The 17,717-nt window shown below is 73.1% G+C and carries 15 protein-coding genes; 3 read left to right on the forward strand and 12 right to left on the reverse strand.

The genetic code is table 11. The features are described 5' to 3' along the window. Window positions 1–97: 97 nt before the first annotated feature. Complete coding sequence (locus AB0412_RS14245; protein WP_366402842.1) at window positions 98–373, reverse strand: hypothetical protein; 276 nt, start codon at window positions 371–373, stop codon at window positions 98–100. Between the two features lie 195 nt (window positions 374–568). On the opposite strand from AB0412_RS14245, the gene AB0412_RS14250 reads away from it, so the two are divergent. Next, window positions 569–2,113, forward strand: coding sequence for a protein kinase (locus AB0412_RS14250; RefSeq protein ID WP_366402843.1), 1,545 nt, complete (start codon window positions 569–571; stop codon window positions 2,111–2,113). A gap of 10 nt (window positions 2,114–2,123) precedes the next feature. On the opposite strand, the gene AB0412_RS14255 is transcribed toward AB0412_RS14250, so the two are convergent. From AB0412_RS14255 to AB0412_RS14290, 8 genes are all read right to left on the reverse strand, one after another. Next, a complete protein-coding gene (locus AB0412_RS14255; RefSeq protein ID WP_366402844.1) occupies window positions 2,124–2,942 on the reverse strand; it encodes an RNA methyltransferase in 819 nt (272 codons plus the stop codon). Window positions 2,943–3,006: 64 nt separating this feature from the next. Next, window positions 3,007–4,239 (reverse strand): uroporphyrinogen-III C-methyltransferase, encoded by a 1,233-nt coding sequence (gene cobA / locus AB0412_RS14260; protein WP_366402845.1) that lies wholly within the window; start codon window positions 4,237–4,239, stop codon window positions 3,007–3,009. Window positions 4,240–4,388: 149 nt separating this feature from the next. Then, entirely contained in the window at window positions 4,389–8,588 is a 4,200-nt protein-coding gene (gene cobT / locus AB0412_RS14265; protein WP_366402846.1) for a nicotinate-nucleotide--dimethylbenzimidazole phosphoribosyltransferase, read from the reverse strand. A 368-nt stretch (window positions 8,589–8,956) separates the two neighbouring features. After that, window positions 8,957–10,168 (reverse strand): precorrin-6y C5,15-methyltransferase (decarboxylating) subunit CbiE, encoded by a 1,212-nt coding sequence (cbiE, locus tag AB0412_RS14270; protein ID WP_366402847.1) that lies wholly within the window; start codon window positions 10,166–10,168, stop codon window positions 8,957–8,959. A gap of 115 nt (window positions 10,169–10,283) precedes the next feature. Further along, window positions 10,284–10,922, reverse strand: coding sequence for a GNAT family N-acetyltransferase (locus AB0412_RS14275; RefSeq protein WP_366402848.1), 639 nt, complete (start codon window positions 10,920–10,922; stop codon window positions 10,284–10,286). Between the two features lie 139 nt (window positions 10,923–11,061). Next, window positions 11,062–11,892, reverse strand: a complete 831-nt coding sequence (locus AB0412_RS14280; protein ID WP_366402849.1) for a MetQ/NlpA family ABC transporter substrate-binding protein — start codon at window positions 11,890–11,892, stop codon at window positions 11,062–11,064. Window positions 11,893–11,954: 62 nt separating this feature from the next. Then, window positions 11,955–12,692 carry a methionine ABC transporter permease gene (locus tag AB0412_RS14285; RefSeq protein WP_366402850.1) on the reverse strand — a complete coding sequence of 246 codons (738 nt, stop codon included), beginning with the start codon at window positions 12,690–12,692 and terminating at the stop codon, window positions 11,955–11,957. After that, window positions 12,689–13,783 (reverse strand): ATP-binding cassette domain-containing protein, encoded by a 1,095-nt coding sequence (locus AB0412_RS14290; RefSeq protein ID WP_366402851.1) that lies wholly within the window; start codon window positions 13,781–13,783, stop codon window positions 12,689–12,691. The genes AB0412_RS14285 and AB0412_RS14290 overlap by 4 nt, the downstream gene beginning before the upstream one ends. Window positions 13,784–14,292: 509 nt before the next feature. On the opposite strand from AB0412_RS14290, the gene AB0412_RS14295 reads away from it, so the two are divergent. Next, entirely contained in the window at window positions 14,293–14,652 is a 360-nt protein-coding gene (locus AB0412_RS14295) for a hypothetical protein (RefSeq protein WP_366402852.1), read from the forward strand. Between the two features lie 61 nt (window positions 14,653–14,713). Continuing rightward, a complete protein-coding gene (locus tag AB0412_RS14300) occupies window positions 14,714–15,058 on the forward strand; it encodes a hypothetical protein (RefSeq protein WP_366402936.1) in 345 nt (114 codons plus the stop codon). A 68-nt stretch (window positions 15,059–15,126) separates the two neighbouring features. Here the strand turns inward: AB0412_RS14300 and AB0412_RS14305 are convergent, their stop codons facing one another. From AB0412_RS14305 to AB0412_RS14315, 3 genes are all read right to left on the reverse strand, one after another. Then, a complete protein-coding gene (locus AB0412_RS14305) occupies window positions 15,127–15,624 on the reverse strand; it encodes a GNAT family N-acetyltransferase (protein ID WP_366402937.1) in 498 nt (165 codons plus the stop codon). Between the two features lie 57 nt (window positions 15,625–15,681). Next, window positions 15,682–16,176 carry a sigma-70 family RNA polymerase sigma factor gene (locus AB0412_RS14310; RefSeq protein ID WP_366402853.1) on the reverse strand — a complete coding sequence of 165 codons (495 nt, stop codon included), beginning with the start codon at window positions 16,174–16,176 and terminating at the stop codon, window positions 15,682–15,684. 74 nt (window positions 16,177–16,250) lie between these two features. Beyond that, entirely contained in the window at window positions 16,251–17,447 is a 1,197-nt protein-coding gene (locus AB0412_RS14315; RefSeq protein ID WP_366402854.1) for a glycerophosphodiester phosphodiesterase, read from the reverse strand. Window positions 17,448–17,717: the final 270 nt, after the last annotated feature.

A 17,717-nucleotide genomic window follows, 5' to 3' on the forward strand; every position in this document is an offset into this window, starting at 1 on the left:
CTGCACATCCCGGACGTCATGCCCTCGTACCGATTGCCGGGCCTCCCGGAGGATGAGCCGCCACCCCCGCCGTACTCCCCTGGGTGGAGACGCGGTCCTACGACTCGGGGACATCCCGGAGGGGGCGCCCGGTACGCCCCGGAACCTCCGACCCGTCCTCCCTCGGCACCGGCTGCTCCACCAGCGCCAGCACCCGGTTCGCCATGAACCGCGCCGTACGTACGACAGCCCCGGTTCGCGTGACTTCGCTCACTTCCACCACCCCCCGGCGCACCGCCGTCTCCACCCGGCGCCCCGCCCTGCTCGCCACCACCTCGTACGTACGCGTCGTGTCCCCCGCGTCCACGACTATCTCCACACGGTCACCCTTCACGCGATCAATCCCCCTTCCGCATCAGGTGGTTGGGATCTCCCGCCGCGCGAACCCGGCCCGCCCGCACGCCCCCTGACCACCCTTCAAGTCTCCCACCCACCACTGACAATCCACCCCCCGAAGAGGGCGCGGCCTCTGCGCACACACGGCCGTGGAAACGTAAGCTGTGGCACGTCACAGGACCGGGCAGCGGGGATGAACATGGCGATGATGCGCCTGAGGCGCGAGGACCCGCGCGTCGTCGGCTCTTTCAGGCTTCACCGACGTCTCGGCGCGGGCGGAATGGGCGTGGTCTACCTGGGCTCCGACAAGAAGGGGCAACGGGTCGCGCTGAAGGTCATCCGGCCCGATCTCGCGGAGGACCAGGAGTTCCGCTCACGCTTCGCCCGCGAGGTCTCCGCCGCCCGCCGGATCCGCGGCGGCTGCACGGCCCGCCTCGTGGCCGCCGACCTCGAGGCGGACCGCCCGTGGTTCGCCACCCAGTACGTCCCCGGGCCGTCGCTGCACGACAAGGTCGCCGACGAGGGTCCGCTCGGCGCGGCGGAGGTCGCCGCGATCGGCGCCGCCCTGTCGGAGGGCCTGGTCGCCGTGCACGAGGCCGGCGTCGTGCACCGGGACCTCAAGCCGTCGAACATCCTGCTGTCCCCCAAGGGCCCGCGGATCATCGACTTCGGTATCGCGTGGGCGACCGGCGCCTCGACGCTCACGCACGTCGGCACGGCGGTCGGCTCCCCCGGCTTCCTCGCGCCGGAGCAGGTGCGCGGCGCCGCCGTCACCCCGGCCACGGACGTGTTCTCGCTGGGTGCCACGCTCGCGTACGCGTCGATGGGCGACTCGCCCTTCGGGCACGGCAGTTCGGAGGTGATGCTGTACCGGGTCGTGCACGAGGAGGCCCAACTGGACGGCGTCCCGGACGCCCTGGCCCCGCTGGTGCGCGCGTGTCTGGCGAAGGACCCCGAGGAACGGCCGAGCACGCTCCAACTGTCGCTGCGGCTCAAGGAGATCGCGGCCAGAGAGGCCCAGGGCCTGGCCGAGGTGCGTCCGCCCGCGCCGCGCGGCGCGGAGACGGAGCGGCCCGCCGGGCACCTCGCCGACACCTACCCGGACCCCGCCCAGGGCCGCCGCCCGGGTCAGCAGGGCGTGCAGGGCGCCCGGCCGAGCCAGCCGGGCCGCCCGGGGCATTCGGCCCACCCGGGCCAGGGCACTCCCCCGCCGCGCGGTGCGTCCACCGGCCGGGGCGGCACCCCGGCCGCCGACGGACCGCCGTCCACGCCCCGGCGCGGCAGCCGCAGCGTGCCCGCATCGCGCGGCGGAGCGGCCCCCGCCCGCGGCGGCGGCAGTTCCTCGCGCGGGGGCGGCACCCCGCGCGGTGCCTCCCCGTCCCGCTCCCCGTCACGGCCGACACCCGCCTCCCGCACCTCCGGACGCAACTCCACGCGGAACTCCACCCGGCCCGGCACCGGCGCCCGCCGCCCGGGCTCCCGTGCCACCGGTACCGGTCTGCGACCGGCCAATCCGCGGCTGCTCAGGCAGCGGCTGTTCGTGTTCGTCGTCGTGACCCTGGTGGTCGCGCTCGGCATCGCCCTGGTGCAGGGCTGTCAGGGTCCGGCGCGGGGACTGGGCGGCGACCGGGACGGCGTACGGACGCAGCGGGGACAGGTGGACAGCGGCTACGGTCCGCTGTCCCGGGACCGTGTGATGTCCTGGACGTACGTCTCGGCCCCGGAGCGGGACGCCTGAGTCCCGGCTCCTACGCCTCGGGCCGCCCCGTCGCCACCGCGTAGAAGGCGACCGCGGCAGCCGCGCCCACGTTGAGGGAGTCGACGCCGTGGGACATCGGGATGCGGACCCACTCGTCGGCGGCGACGAGGGCCTGGGTCGACAGGCCGTCGCCCTCGGCGCCCAGCATCAGCGCCACCCGGTCCATCCGGTGCGGCGCGGCCTCGTCGAGGGGCCGCGCCTTCTCGTCGGGTGTGAGCGCGAGGAGCGTGAAACCGGCCTCGCGCACCGACTCCAGGCCCTTGGGCCAGGTGTCCAGGCGGGCGTACGGCACGGAGAAGACCGCGCCCATGGAGACCTTCACACTGCGGCGGTACAGGGGGTCGGCGCAGTCCGGGGAGAGCAGGACCGCGTCCATGCCGAGGGCGGCGGCCGAGCGGAAGATGGCGCCGATGTTGGTGTGGTCGTTGACCGACTCCATGACGACGACCCGGCGGGCGGTGCGCAGCAGCTCGGCCGCCGTGGGCAGCGGCTTGCGCTGCATGGAGGCGAGGGCGCCGCGGTGCACGTGGTAGCCGGTGACCTGCTCGGCGAGTTCGGGGCTGACGGCGTAGACCGGCGCGGGCAGTTCGTCGATGACGTCGCGCATGACGTCGACCCACTTGGCCGAGAGCAGCATGGACCGCATCTCGTAGCCGGCGTCCTTGGCGCGTCTGATGACCTTCTCGCCCTCGGCGATGAACAGGCCCTCGGCGGGTTCGCGCTTGCGGCGCAGTTCCACGTCGGTCAGGCCCGTGTAGTCGTGCAGACGCGGGTCGTCGGGGTTCTCGATGGTGATGAGGTCGGCCACGGGGGTGATACTGCCTTGTCCGGGAGGGGCTGCCAACGGCTGGGATCGGTCGCGTTACCCCGGGTTACTCCGAGGCCGGGAGGCCGACGTTCACGACGTCGCCGATGACGATGACGGCGGGCGGCTTGACCTCGCGGGCGACGACCGTCTCGGCGACCGTGGCGAGGGTGGCGTCGACCCGGCGCTGTGCGGCGGTGGTGCCCTCCTGGACGAGCGCGACCGGCGTGTCGGGGGACTTGCCGTTCGCGACCAGGGTCTCGGCGATCCGGCCGATCTTGTCGACGCCCATGAGGACGACGAGCGTGCCGGTCAGCTTGGCCAGCGAGGGCCAGTCGACCAGGGAGCGCTCGTCGTCGGGGGCGACATGGCCGCTGACCACGGTGAACTCGTGCGCGACCCCGCGGTGGGTGACGGGGATCCCGGCCGCGCCCGGCACCGAGATGGAGCTGGAGATGCCGGGCACGACGGTGCAGGGGATGCCGGCCTCGGCGAGGGCGTGCAGCTCCTCCATGCCGCGGCCGAAGACATACGGGTCCCCGCCCTTGAGGCGGACCACCGACTTGCCCTGCTTGGCGTGCTCGATCAGCGCGTGGTTGATGGCCTCCTGGGCCATGAAGCGGCCGTAGGGGATCTTCGCGGCGTCGATCACCTCGACGTGCGGGGGCAGTTCGGCGAGGAGGTCGCGGGGTCCGAGGCGGTCGGCGATGACGACGTCGGCCTCGGCGAGCAGGCGGCGGCCCCGCACGGTGATCAGGTCCGGGTCGCCGGGGCCGCCGCCGACCAGGGCGACCCCCGGGGTGCGGGTGCGGTGGTGCGGGGCGACGAGGGTGCCGTCGCGCAGGCCCTCGACCACGGCGTCGCGGACGGCGGCGGTGTGGCGGGGGTCGCGGCCCTTGGCGTCGGTGGTGAGGACGGCGACGGTGACGCCCTCGCTGTGGCCGGTCGCCGGGGTCCAGGCGGTGGCCTGGTCGGCGTCGTCGGAGCGGACGCACCAGACGCGGTGCCGTTCCGCTTCGGCCGAGGCGCGGGTGTTGGCCTCCTTGTCGCTGGTGGCGATCAGGGCGTACCAGGCGTTCGCGAGGTCGCCCTCGGCGTAGGGGCGCTTCTCCCAGGCGATCTCGCCGGCGTCCGCCATGGCTTCGACGGAGGGGGTGGCCTCGGGGGACACGAGGAGGATGTCCGCGCCTGCCGCGATCAGTGCGGGGAGGCGGCGCTGGGCGACCTGGCCGCCGCCGAGGACGACCACGCGGCGGCCGGTGAGGCGGAGGCCTACGGGGTAGGCGGGGTGTTCGGCCATGGTGGTGCGGCTCCTGGTGTGCGGCTGAGCGGGGGCCCTGACGTGCGGATTTTACGGCGTGGGTGGTCGTGGCGGCTCGGGTCGTCCACTGGGTGGGCAGCGTGGCCGGGTGCTGCCCACGCTGCCGTTCCGGCCTGCGCCACCACCCGCTACTTCTCCGTGACCCCCGCCGAGTCGAACGTCGCCACCTCGTGCATCGCGCGGGCCGTGCTCTGGACCAACGGGAGGGCGAGCAGGGCACCGGTGCCCTCGCCGAGCCGGAGGTCCAGGTCGACCAAGGGGCGCAGGCCGAGCTTGTTGAGGGCGGCCACGTGACCGGGCTCCGCGCTGCGGTGGCCCGCGATGCAGGCGGCCAGGACCTCGGGCGCGATCGCGCGAGCCACCAGGGCGGCGGCGCCCGCGCTGACGCCGTCCAGGATCACCGGCGTACGCAGGGACGCACCACCGAGCAGGAGGCCGACGATGGCGGCGTGCTCGAAGCCGCCGACCGCGGCGAGGACACCGATGGGGTCGGCCGGGTCGGGCTGGTGGAGTTCCAGGGCACGGCGGACGACCTCGGTCTTGCGGGCCAGCGTCTCGTCGTTGATGCCGGTGCCGCGGCCGGTGACCTCGGCGGGGTCGGCTCCGGTGAACACCGAGATCAGCGCCGCCGAGGCGGTGGTGTTCGCGATGCCCATCTCACCGGTGAGCAGGGCCTTGTTGCCGGCCGCGACGAGGTCGCGGGCGGTCTCGATGCCGACCTCGATGGCCTGCTTGGCCTCCTCGCGGGACATCGCGGGGCCGGTGGTCATGTCGGACGTGCCGGCGCGGATCTTGCGCGGCAGCAGGCCGGGCGTGGCGGGCAGGTCGGCGCAGACGCCCACGTCGACGACGCAGACCTCGGCGCCGACCTGGGTGGCGAAGGCGTTGCAGACCGCTCCCCCGCCGAGGAAGTTGGCCACCATCTGGGCGGTGACCTCCTGCGGCCAGGGGGTGACGCCCTGGGCGTGCACGCCGTGGTCGCCGGCGAAGATCGCGACGGCCGCGGGCTCCGGGATCGGCGGCGGGCACTGGCGGGACAGACCGGACAGCTGGGCGGAGATGATCTCCAGCATGCCGAGCGCGCCGGCCGGCTTGGTCATGCGCTTCTGCCGCTCCCAGGCCTCACCGAGCGCCTTGGCGTCCAGCGGGCGGATCTGGGCGACGGTCTCGGCCAGCAGGTCGTGCGGCTCCTCGCCGGGCAGGGCGCGGCGGCCGTACGTCTCCTCGTGCACGACCCAGGACAGCGGGCGGCGCTTGGACCAGCCGGCCTGCATCAGCTCGGGCTCGTCCGGGAACTCGTCGACGTAGCCGACGCACAGGTAGGCGATGACCTCCAGGTGCTCGGGCAGGCCGAGGGCACGGACCATCTCCCGCTCGTCGAAGAAGCTGACCCAGCCGACGCCGAGGCCCTCGGCGCGGGCGGCGAGCCAGAGGTTCTCCACGGCGAGCGCGGCCGAGTACGGGGCCATCTGCGGCTGGGTGTGCCGGCCCAGGGTGTGCCGGCCGCCGCGGGTCGGGTCGGCGGTGACGACGATGTTGACCGGGGTGTCGAGGATGGCCTCGATCTTCAGTTCCTTGAACTGCTTCGCGCGGCCCTTGGGCAGGGACTTCGCGTAGGCGTCGCGCTGACGCATCGCCAGTTCGTGCATCGCGCGCCGGGTGTCGGCGGAGCGGATGACGACGAAGTCCCACGGCTGCGAGTGGCCGACGGAGGGCGCGGTGTGGGCGGCCTCCAGGACGCGCAGCAGCACCTCGTGCGGGATCGGGTCGCTGCGGAAGCCGTTGCGGATGTCCCGGCGTTCCCGCATGACCTTGAGCACGGCCTCGCGTTCGGCGTCGTCGTAGGCGGGGGCCGGCGGGCCGGAGGGCTGTGCTGTGTCCGCCATGGCCGGGCTCTCTTCCTCCGCTGCCTGCTGGTCGTCCACACCGGCGCCCTGGGTGTCCAGGTCGTCCGCGCTCTGTACGAGGTCGGGTGCCGGTTCCGCGGCGGCGTCGGACTCGCGGGGGGTGGGAACGGCGGGCACGGCCTCGGGAGCGGGGGGTTCCTCGGCCGGGAGCGTCAGGGGCTGCGGCGGAGTCGGCGCGAGGTGCGGGGTGGTCGGCACGGAGCCTTCGACGGGGACGAACTGGCCGAGGGGCTGGTCCGGCCGGGGTTCCGTCGGGACGGTGCCGGGCAGCGGGGCCGTGGCCGCGCCGGGGGTCGTCTCGGGGGTCGCCTCGGATGCGTCGGGGGTGCGGCTCGCGGGCACGCCGGGAGCGGGCGAGGCGAGGGGGGCGGCGGGGGTCTGCTGCGGTCCCTGGACGGGATGGTCGGCGTCCGCCTGCTGAGGGGCGGGGGCGGCCTCGGGGGTCGCCTGCTCGGGTGCGGCCGCGTCGTGCGCGGGCACCGTGGCGGCCCCCTCGGTGTCCGCGGCGGTGCCGTGGACCACGGCGTCGGCGGTGGCCGGCTCCTGGTCGGGGGTGTCGGGCTGGGCGGCTCCGGTGAGCGTGGTCGCGGGCGCCTGGGCGGGGTCGGCGGCGCCGGTGGTCTCCGGGGCTGCGGTGGTCCCGCCCGGCTGCGGCACGGGTTCGGTGCCGTCGGCGTCCTCGGTGAGCGGGGTCGCGGCGGATTCCTGCTCGCCGGCCGGGAGGAGCACCTGTCCTGTGTCGGCTGCGGGGGCGCCGTCGGCGGCACCGGCCGGGCCGGACGCGACCGTAGCGGCGTCCTGTCCGGCGTCCGGGGGCGCGACAGCCGACGGTGCATCGGTGACGACATCGGCCGCGGTCGGCAGCTCCTGGCCCTCACCGGGCGCGGCGCCCTCACCCGCCTGTGCGAGCCCGCCGTCAGCGGACTCTCCCGCGACGGCGCCGGGCACGGCAGCCATCGCGTTCTCCGTGTCACCGGTGGGGGCGGCGGTCCCCGGCCTTCCGGCTCCCTGGGGGGGCACGGCGTCGGCGGAACCATCCCCGGCCGTGGTCTGCGACGCTTCACCGGCGCCCTCGGTCGCGGCATCCCCGCCGCCCGCCACGGGCGCGGCCTCGGGGCTCTGGTCCGCGGACTCGGCGTGGACCTGCCCGGGGATCGCCTGGGCCGCTGTCACCGGCTCCGATGTGGGGACAACCGTTTCCGCAGCGGTCTCCCCCTCAGGCACCGTGGCCTGCGCGCCCCAGGGGTTCGCAGGCTGCGGCGCGGCCTCGGGAGCCTGCGGGACGTCGAGGTACTCGGGGCCGATGGTCGGCGGGCCCGGCTGGCGTACCGGGGCGTGGGCGGGGCCGCGGTCGGCGAGGGAGCGGACCGGGCTGGCGGACGTGTCCGGGATGGGCGGGCCGAGGTGCAACGGCCGACGCGGGGTCGCCGGGGCGGGTCGCTCCTGCGCGGCGGTCGGCTGCCCGTGCGGGGCGGCGGCATTCTGCGGAGCCGCTCCGGCGTGCGCCACCGCCTGCTGCTGCGGCACGCCCTCATGCTCCACCGGCTGCTGCGGGGGCACGTTCTCACGCGCCGTCGCCTGCTGCTGCGCGGCGGGGCCCTCCTGCACCACCGCGCCCGCGGGCACGGCGGGCTGCGCCTGCGCGGCAACCCCGTCATGGGGCGTCGCCTGCTCCTCCGGGGCCAGTCCCTCCTGCACAACCGCCCCCGCGGGCACGGCCGCCTCCGTCTGCGGGGCGTCGCCGTCGCGAGGCGCCGCCTGGTCCTGGGGGGCCAGGTGTTCCTGCGGGACGGACTCCGCCTGCGCGGAAGCCCCGTCCTGCACGGCCGGACCCTCCTGGGTGGCGGCCTGTCCCTGCGGAGCGAGCCCGTCCTGCGGAGCGAGCCCGTCCTGAGGAGCGAGTCCGTCCTGAGGAGCGAGTCCGTCCTGCGGAACCGGCTGCCCCGTGAACCCCGGCTGCTGGTCCCCGAAGTGTGCCGGCCGGCCCTCGAAGCCGGGCTGCTGCCCCTCGAACCCCGTCGGCCGGTGCTCGTGGTTCGACGGCTGCTCCTCGAATCCGGCCGACTGCTGCTCGTACCGCACGGGCTGCTCCTCGTAGGGGCCGGGCTGCTGCTCCTCCGCCGTCGTACGGCCCGCGGACTGCGGCAGGCGTACGGCGCCGAGGTCGACCGCGCCGCTGTCGCGGCCGGAGAGCTCGTGGGGGCCCGGCGCGTGCACGGTCTCGACGACCGGCTCGGGGGCGGGCGGGGGGACCTCGTTGCCCCAGGCGCCCTGGGCGCCGGGCAGCAGCAGGTCTTCTTCGTCCTCGGCGGAGGTCGCGGAGAGGTAGGTGTACGCGCCGGGCGCGGCGACGCCCTGGTGCTCCACCATGCCTGCGTTCTCCGGCAGTCCCTCGCCCGGGACCTGGCCGGTGTCGGTCATGCGTACCCCTCGCCCATCGGTTAGTGCTCCTACGACCAGCTCACCCGGAACGGCGCACCGACCGCCCCACACTGAAGAACGAGCGTGCGTCCCCAGCGGCACGAACGGCCCGCCCGAAAAAGGCGACAAAGCCATTCACTGGCATTGTCGCGGCGGGACGGCCGTCGCGTCAGCTTGATCGGCGACGCTTCCGCTGTGGACTGCGCCACGTTGCGCGTCCTCCGGTTCCGCCGTACCACGACCCACCCCAAAACGGGCGCGTTTTCGGGACATTGACCGACGAAGCGTCGGGTGCCCCGGCGCGGTACAACGATCGGCCAGCCTACCGCGCGCGGTACGACAACCCGATCACGGGGACGGCATCCGGCTCAGGCCCCGCGTGCGGGCAGCACCCCGCTGAGCAGGAACGCGACGCTCCGTTCCTTCTCCGTCCAGGCACGGGTGTCGAGTTCGACGGACTGCAGCAGCGCGCACTCGACCTGGTAGCCGTGCTCGGTGAGGTCCCGGCCGATGAGTTCGGCCGCGTCGCGGGTGGCGGCGTCGGCGACGATGCGCTGCGGGCGGCGGTCGGCGACCGCCGAGACGACGGCCGCTCCCCCGCCGCCGACCCGGACGACGTCCGGCTCGGGGAGGTTCTCCAGGACCTGCGGGGCGGTGCCGTGCACGATCTGGAGCTGTACGCCGTACCGGCGGGCGACGGAGTCGGTGCGGGCGCAGGCGTGCGGGTCGCGGTCGACGGCGATGACGGCAGCGCCGGCGCGGGCGGCCTCGGTGGCGAAGGCACCGCTGGCGCAGCCGATGTCCCACACGAGGTCGCCCACGCGTGGTCCGAGGCGGGCGAGTTGGGCGGTGCGCAGCGGGTCGCGTTCGCCCTCGCCGAGGTCGCCGCCGTAGGCCTCGGCGGGCAGGGACCAGCCGCGCGGGCCGGCGGAGGGGTCGCGTCCGGCGATCCAGCTGCCGGATTCGCCGGCGCCGACCGGGCCGCCGATGACGATGACGACGTTGGGGTCGCGCCAGGAGTGGTCGGCGGCCTTGTCGGAGGTGACGACGGTGACCTGCTCGCGCTCGGTGCCGAGTTCCTCGCAGATGACGAAGGTGCGGTGGATGCCGTCCATGAGCAGGCCGAGTTCGGCGGGACCGGCGCCAGGTGACGTGAGGACGGCCACCTTGGTGTGGGCCCGGCATACATTCACCGCGCGTCGCAGGGTGCGGGGGTGTGCGACGACCACGTGGGCGTCGTCCCAGGGCATGCCGGCGCGGGCGAAGGCGGCGGCCACGGAGGAGACGGCGGGGACGACCTCGACCTCCAGGCCGAATTCCGGGGCGCGCAGGGTGCGGACGACGCCGAAGAAGCCGGGGTCGCCGTCGGCGAGGACGACCGCGGTCCCGCGATGGGCCGCGATGCGGCGGGCGGCGAGGGCGACGGACCCGAGCCGGATGCGTTCCGCGCCGGCGGGCACCTCGGGGAGGGCCAGATGGTGGGCGGCGCCGGCCACCAGCGTGGCGGCGCCCAGCGCGGCGCGTGCCGCGGCGGTCAGCGGCGAACCGTCCCAGCCGATCACCGTGACCCGGTCGGCCATCGTCGTCAGTCTCCAGGGGTTTGCGCAGGTCGTCGTCGGCTGTGCCGCTCGTGGGCGGGCTCCGTGAGCGTACCCGGTGTGGCCGTGGACGGCCGCGCCGGTGCCCGGTGAGGGGTCAGTTCCAGTCGGGGTAGGCGGTGAACTGGCCGGAGTCGGCGAGCGGTCCGTCGGCGCCCTCGAGGTCCTCGGGCAGCAGGCTCCACACGATGTAGTCGGTGCGCACGTCGGTCCAGGTGCCGTCGTCGGCGCGGACGTGCGCTATGCAGGCGCCGCGCAGGACGCCCTCGCTGATGCAGCCGATCTTCTGGGCGACCTGCTGGGCGGCGGTGTTGTCGGCGGCGGTGCGCAGTTCGACGCGTTCGAGTTTCTGGTCGCCGAAGAGCCACTGGGCGGTGGCGAGGGCGGCCTCGGAGGCGTAGCCCTCGCCGCGGGCCCAGGGGGCGACGATGTACGACAGTTCGGTGGAGCGGACGTGCCAGTTGGTCTTGCCGAGCTGGATGACACCGACCAGGCGCTGGGTGAGGAACTCGGTGACGGCGAGGTCGAGGCCCCGTCCGGCGGCGCGCTCGGCGGGGGCGTACTCGGTGACCCAGGTGCGGGCGGCCTCTTCGGTGAAGGGCTGGGGGATGTCGGTCCAGGCGGCGATCTGCTCGTCGTTCATCATCTCGGCCAGGGCCGGGACGTCGTCCGTGTCGAGGGGACGCAGCACCAACCGCTCCGTGCTGATGGAGATGTTGGGGAAGGTGCTCGTCATGCGCCGCTCCGTAACCTTCGAGTCCGTCAGGTGCTGCTGAACTGCCCAGCATGCAGCATGAAAGCACTGAATCGCACTGCGGGGTCCACTCCGTGTGCCGGAGTGGACCCCGTGGGTGGTCAGCGGGCGCGGGGCCGGGTCAGAAGGAGGCGACCACGGAGCCGGCGTACGTGTCCTCGATGAACTTCTTCACCTCGGGCGAGGTGAGGAGCTTCGCGAGCTTCTTGACGCGCGGGTCGTCCTCGTTGCCCTCCTTGACGGCGAGGAGGTTGCTGTTGGGGTTGCCCTTGGCGGACTCGAGGACGAGGGCGTCCTCGGCGGGCTTGAGGTCGGCCTCGATGGCGTAGTTGCCGTTGATGACGGCGGCGTCCACGTCGTTCAGGGAGCGCGGGGTGGTGGCCGCCTCCAGCTCCTTGAACTTGAGGTTCTTCGGGTTCTCGGTGATGTCGGCCGGGGTCGCGGCGGTGCCGACGCCGTCCTTGAGGGTGATGAGCCCGTTGGCGGCCAGCAGCTGCAGGGCGCGGCCCTCGTTGACGGTGTCGTTCGGGACGGCGACGGTCGCACCGTTCTTCAGCCGGTCGGCCTTGTCGACCTTCTCGGAGTACAGGCCGAGCGGCTCCAGGTGCACGTCGACGACGGACACGATGTGGGTGCCGTTCTTCTTGTTGAAGTCGTCGAGGTACGGCTGGGTCTGGAAGAAGTTGGCGCCCACGGAGCCGTCCTCCGTCGCCGTGTTCGGCGTGACGTAGTCGGTGAACTCCTTGACCTCGAGGTCGAGCCCGGCCTTCTTCGCCAGGTTGTCCTTGACGAAGGTGAGGATCTCGGCGTGCGGGACGGGGCTCGCGGCGACGACCAGCGGACCGGAGGTGTCGGTGGCGGCGGAGTCCTTCTCCGCGCCGCAGGCGGTGAGCCCGAGGGTCAGGGCTCCGGCGGCGAGGACGGCGGTGGTGATCTTGGCGGTGTTACGCACGAAAAGTGCCTTTCCTTAAGGGTGGTGCGACCCCGTCGTGGGTGGACGGGGAGTCCTGGGGTCTACGCGACCTTGCTGACGTCGGCCGCCGCGGGCTCCTGCGCCTTCAGCAGGCGGAGCCGGGGTCCGGGGCCGGAGCGGGCGCCGCGCCGGTGCAGGGCGCGGGCGGCGTAGTCGCCGGCGAACTGGATGAGGGAGATGACGACGGCGAGGATCGCCACGGTGATCCACATCAGGCCGGTCTCGAAGCGCTGGTAGCCGTAGCGGACGGCGAGGTCGCCGAGGCCTCCGCCGCCGACGGTGCCGGCCATGGCGGAGTAGCCGATGAGGGCGATGACCGTGGTGGTGGTGCTGGCGATGAGGGAGGGCAGGGACTCGGGGACGAGGACCTTGCGGACGATGGTCCAGGTGTTGCCGCCCATCGCCTGCACGGCCTCGACGAGCCCGTGGTCCACTTCGCGCACCGCCGTCTCGACGAGGCGGGCGAAGAACGGGATGCCGCCGATGGCGAGCGGCACGATCGCCGCCTCGCTGCCGATGGTGGTCCCGGTGACCCAGCGGGTGAAGTTCATCAGGGCGACCATGAGGATGATGAACGGCATCGAGCGGCCGACGTTCACGATCTGCCCGATGACCTTGTTCACCAGGGTGTTCTGCAGCAGGCCGCCCTTGTCGGTGAGGACGAGCAGGATGCCGAGCGGGAGGCCGCCGAGGACCGCGATCAGGGTGGACCAGCCCACCATGACGAGCGTCTCCTGACACGCCTGTTCCAGCAGCGGCTGCATCTCGGACCAGGTCACTTGGCCCCCTCCTTGACGAGTACGGGCTGTTCCTGGCCCACGACGTCGATCTGCAGGCCCTGCTCGCGCAGGAAGCCGATCGGCACCACGTTGTCCTCGTAGCGGCCGGGCAGTTCGATGCGCATCCGGCCGACCTGGAGGCCGCCGACGGTGTCGATGGCAGCGCCGAGAATCGATATGTCGATGTTGTAGGTGCGGGAGAGCTGCGAGATCACGGGCTGGGTGGCGCTCTCGCCCTGGAAGGTGACGTCGATGACGGTGCGGTCGTCGGCGGAGGCGTCCCCGCCGACGGGGAACAGCGCGGAGGCGAGTGCGGAGCCGGGGGTGGCGAGCAGGTCGGTGACCGTGCCGGACTCGACGATGCGGCCCTTCTCCATGAGCGCGGCCGAGTCGCAGATCGACTTCACGACGTCCATCTCGTGCGTGATGAGCAGAACGGTCAGGCCGAGCTGCCGGTTGAGGTCGCGCAGCAGCTGAAGGATGGAGCGGGTGGTCTCCGGGTCCAGCGCGCTGGTGGCCTCGTCGGAGAGCAGCACCTTGGGGTCGCCGGCGAGGGCGCGGGCGATGCCGACGCGCTGCTTCTGACCGCCGGACAGCTGGGCGGGGTAGGCCTTGGCCTTGTCGGCGAGGCCGACCAGGTCGAGCAGCTCCAGCGCCTTGCGGGAACGTTCCTTCCCCGAGACGCCGAGGATCTCCAGCGGCAGTTCGACGTTGTCCTGCACGGTCCGGGAGGACAGCAGGTTGAAGTGCTGGAAGACCATGCCGATCCGGCTGCGCGCCTGCCGCAGTTCCCGGCCGGCCCGGGGACCGCGGCCGGCCAGGGCGGTGAGGTCCTGTCCGGCGACCGTCACGGTGCCCGTGGTGGGGCGCTCCAGCAGGTTGATGCAGCGGATGAGGGAGGACTTGCCGGCGCCGGACTGGCCGATGACGCCGTAGACCTCGCCTTCGCGGACGTGCAGGTCGACGCCGTCCAGGGCGGTGACCTCGCGACCGCGCGAGCGGTAGACCTTGGTGAGGCCCGAGGTGGTGATCACGTGGGTTTCCGTCACTGTCGAGTGCGCGGCGCGTCGTGGGCGCCGGGCACGAGGCATTCAGGGTCGAAACTCAGCCAGGGCGCGGCACGGCTGCTCCCGGGCGCGGCTGACGGGCAGTCGCACGGGAGAGGTGCGCGCGGGGGCGTGGCTCAGTCGCGCATGCGGGGCACGCGGGCGGACATGAGCGGGCTCTCGCTTCGGGGCGCGAGGCTCAGCTGGTGCAGGGGCCCTCTAGAAGGCGCACATTCGGCACGGACACATACAACGAGCACCGGGCGTCATGGTCGCCTCGGTCGCAGGGATGCGGTCGCTCGTCGTGGTCATGCGATCAGTAAAGCAGACGATTGCTGCTGACCGGACATGGGTGTCCGGATGGTGGACGGACGTGGACATGGCTGGCTGCGCGCGGAGGATGCCCGCTCGCCCGTGTGCGACCAGCAAGGACGAGGCCGCGCGGCGATCGGCGGGCGCAGGGTGACCGGCGCGGCCGTCCGTCATGTGTGGTCAAGACCACGGGGGCGGGGGCGGGCGGCACGCGCGGATTTCGGCGTAATAGGGTCGCTGCCATGCTTGATGTCCTGACGCTGGTGACCGGCGTCGCCGCGTTGTTGCTGGCCGCGTGGTGCGGCTGGGCCGCGTACCGTGATCAGCCGACGAAGGACTGGCACTTCATCGGCATGGCCGTGGTCACACTGCTGGCGCTGGTGCAGCTGGTCGTCGGGATCGTGCAGCTGGCCCGGGGCGAGAAGCCCGAGCAGGGCACGACGATCTTCGTGGCGTATCTGCTGGGCTCGTTGGCGTGTGTTCCGGCGGCCGCGTTCATGTCGCTGGCCGAGCGGACGCGGTGGGGGTCGGTGACCGTCGCCGCGAGCGGTGTCGTGCTGGCCGTGCTCGAGGTGCGGCTCTTCGACATCTGGAGGGGCTGAGGTGCCCGCGAAGCGGTTGATCAGCGGCCCCGGGCTGCTCCTGGTGTGGCTGTACGGGGTGATGGTCGTCGGGGCGGTGTCGCGGTCGGCGTATCAGATCGCCACGGAGTTCGACCGGGCGCCGCTCGCCTATTCCCTGTCGGCGGTCGCCGGCGTGGTGTACGGGTTCATCACGTACACGTTGGTGCGGGGCGGGGAGACGGCGCGCCGGGCTGCGCTGGTGTGCTGTGCGGCGGAGCTGGTGGGTGTGCTGACGGTGGGGACGTGGACGCTCGTGGACCCGTCCGCGTTTCCTGACGCGACCGTGTGGTCGGACTACGGGATGGGGTACTTGTTCATCCCGGTGCTCCTGCCGCTCTCCGCGATCTACTGGTTGCGGAAGGCGCGGGAGCGAGCAGCCGCCTGAGGATGTCAGGCGGCTGACGGTCCGTCGCGGCCGGGCGCGCGGTTCGCCGCGCCCCTAGAGGGTTGCCGTCACGCTGTTGTCGCGTACGACTCCGCCTTCTTCTCCAGGACGATCATCGGGACGCCGTCCGTGCCCTGGGACGTGCCCACGCGCTGGTAGCCGACCTTGCTGTAGAGGCGGAGGTTGGACTCGCTGCGGTGACCGGCCTTGAGGCGGAAGGTCTTGGCGCCGCGCTCCTCGGCGAGTGCCGACTCCGCCGCCTTGAGCAGGCGGGCGCCGATGCCGTGGCCCTGGAGGCGGGGGTGGACGCACAGTTTGCCGATGGCGGCGGTGCCGTCCTCGGTGATCCTGCCGTGCACCGAGCCGACGACCTCGTCGCCGAGCCGGGCCACGAAGACGCAGTCGCCGGCGACCTCCTGACGGACCGAGTCGAGGCTCTGGACCAGCGGGTCGATGCGGTAGTTGCCGTAGAGCGCCGCCTCGCTCTGGAAGCACAGGTACTGCAACCTGAAGATCTGCTCCGCGTCCTGCTCGGCCGCCGCAGAGATGGTCACGCTCATGCCCATGTGCGCACGCCTCCCGCTCACCTGATCACCTGTCGTCCCTCACTCCTATCCCCGTCCTCAGCGGGCCGCAACCTCCGGTGTGAGCAAACGACGTAGACATCCCAGGCATCTGGAACGTTCCGGACCAAGACCGCCCTGTGAGATACCCAACTCCCCTGCGATTTCCCGGTATGTCGGGTCGTTCGGGGACAGCAGCGCGTCGAGGAGACGGGGGCAGCGGCCGGGCAGCCGGCGCACGGCGTCCCGCAGGGCGTGGCGGCGGGCGGCGGCGAGGGCGAGGAGTTCGGGGTCGTGAGCGGCGCCGTCCGCGGGGTCGCCGGTCAGGGGCGTCTCGTGGCGGGCGGTACGGCGGGTGCGGCGGGCCTCGGTGCGGACGGCCCGGCGGAGCCAGCCCGGCGGATCGTGGGGCGGGTCCTGGGCGTCGAGGCGTTCCAGGAGGCGGAGCCAGACCGCCTGCTCCAGGTCGGCCGGTTCGGTCCCGGACGCATATGCCTCGGCGGCGGCCTCCGCGGTGAGCAGCGGGCTAAGGGCGGTGACCAGCTCGTGCGTCATAGGCGCAACGACGCGGCCGCCGCGGGCGCGGTTGCCCGCGGCGGCCGGACGTCACCCTGACCGGGCTCGGTGGCTCAGTCGTTGACGAAGTCCTCGCGGGCCAGCAGTCCGGTGTCGGGGTGGTCGGTGAAGACGCCGTCGATGCCGGTGGCGAAGTACGCGCGGTAGGCGCCGAAGACGTCGCCGTAGGCGTCGGGCTCGGTGCCCTTGCGGAAGTCGGCGGGCAGGAACGGGTTCTCGTTGCGCAGGGTGTAGGGGTGCAGGATCAGGCCGGCGCGGTGGGCGTCGCGGACCAGGGTGGTCGGCTCGGTGAGCCGGCCGCTCGCGTCGCGCGGGATGACCAGGTCCAGGGTGGGGCCGATGCCCTGGGCGTAGGAGGCGATCTCCCTGAGGCCCTTGCGGGTGATGAGGTCGGCGACCGTGCGCGGGTCGCCGGACTCGACGAAGTCCCAGGGGCGGCTGTTCGCGCTGGACAGCAGGACGACGAGCGGGTTGTCCACGAGGGTGTTCAGGCGCTCGATGCTGGTCGGCTCGAAGGACTGGAGGATGACCGGGGCGTTGCGGTCGTCCTTGCCGTGCTTGCGCAGCACCTTGGCGACCCGCTCCTCCAGGCCGAGGCCCAGCTTCCGGAAGTAGGTGGGGTGCTTGAGCTCCGGGTAGATCCAGACCTGCTTGCCGCGCTTGCGCGTCTGCTCGTCCTGCCAGCGCAGCACCTCCTCGAACGTGGGGATCTCCCAGCGGCCGTTGTAGAGGGTGTTGTGCGGGCGGTTGGCCGGGATGCGCTCCACCGCGCGCAGCCGCTTCAGCTCGGCGAGCGTGAAGTCCTCGGTGAACCAGCCGGTGACCGAGGCGCCGTCCAGGGTCTTGGTCGTCCTGCGGCCGGCGAACTCGGGGTGATCGGCGACATCCGTGGTGCCGCCGATCTCCGGCTCGTGGCGGCACACGAGATGGCCGTCCTTGGTGGGGACGAGGTCACCGGCCTCGACGATGTCCGCGCCCATGTCGAGGGCGAGCTGGTAGGCGCCCAGGGTGTGTTCCGGCCGGTAGCCGCTGGCCCCGCGGTGGCCGATGATCGTCGGGACGGGCAGGCTCTTCAGGCCCCGTCCGCCGCCCTGCCCCGCACCGGCGGCTCTCGCGGTGCCGCTCAGCCCGAGGGCCGTACCGCCGGCGGCGAGCATCGCCGCGCCGAGGAGCGCCCGGCGCCCGGTACCGCCCGTCCGCTCGTTCGACTCCCCCGTGCCCCGAGTGGTCAGAGTGTCCCGCGTTCCCATGAGCGCCCTCCTGCCGTCGGCTGGTTCAGTGCGGGGCGATCGTAGGTGTGTGCGGTTGACGGACGGGAGACCTCCGGGCGAACACGCGGGTGGTGTCGCATGTCGTACGTCCGTCGTACGTCCGTCGGACATCTGTCGTATTCCCCCGGGGATGTGACACCGCGTCGCATTCGACCGGGTGAACCGGGGCAGGCGCCCGGTATGCGGGTCCGGGCGAGTTCCGTCACAGCGTGGCGGCCGCGTTACACGCCGGTCACCGTGGGCCACCGC

It is taken from the genome of Streptomyces sp. NPDC052012 (assembly GCF_040689265.1).
Taxonomy (GTDB): domain Bacteria; phylum Actinomycetota; class Actinomycetes; order Streptomycetales; family Streptomycetaceae; genus Streptomyces.

Coding starts and splice junctions, on each gene's coding strand:
- AB0412_RS14300 (WP_366402936.1), top strand. CDS start 14,714: ATGGTCGTCGGGGCGGTGTCGCGGTCGGCGTATCAGATCGCCACGGAG.
- cobT (WP_366402846.1), bottom strand. CDS start 8,588: ATGACCGACACCGGCCAGGTCCCGGGCGAGGGACTGCCGGAGAACGCA.
- AB0412_RS14290 (WP_366402851.1), bottom strand. CDS start 13,783: ATGCCTCGTGCCCGGCGCCCACGACGCGCCGCGCACTCGACAGTGACG.
- AB0412_RS14310 (WP_366402853.1), bottom strand. CDS start 16,176: ATGACGCACGAGCTGGTCACCGCCCTTAGCCCGCTGCTCACCGCGGAG.
- AB0412_RS14275 (WP_366402848.1), bottom strand. CDS start 10,922: ATGACGAGCACCTTCCCCAACATCTCCATCAGCACGGAGCGGTTGGTG.
- AB0412_RS14295 (WP_366402852.1), top strand. CDS start 14,293: ATGCTTGATGTCCTGACGCTGGTGACCGGCGTCGCCGCGTTGTTGCTG.
- AB0412_RS14315 (WP_366402854.1), bottom strand. CDS start 17,447: ATGGGAACGCGGGACACTCTGACCACTCGGGGCACGGGGGAGTCGAAC.
- cbiE (WP_366402847.1), bottom strand. CDS start 10,168: ATGGCCGACCGGGTCACGGTGATCGGCTGGGACGGTTCGCCGCTGACC.
- cobA (WP_366402845.1), bottom strand. CDS start 4,239: ATGGCCGAACACCCCGCCTACCCCGTAGGCCTCCGCCTCACCGGCCGC.
- AB0412_RS14250 (WP_366402843.1), top strand. CDS start 569: ATGAACATGGCGATGATGCGCCTGAGGCGCGAGGACCCGCGCGTCGTC.
- AB0412_RS14305 (WP_366402937.1), bottom strand. CDS start 15,624: ATGGGCATGAGCGTGACCATCTCTGCGGCGGCCGAGCAGGACGCGGAG.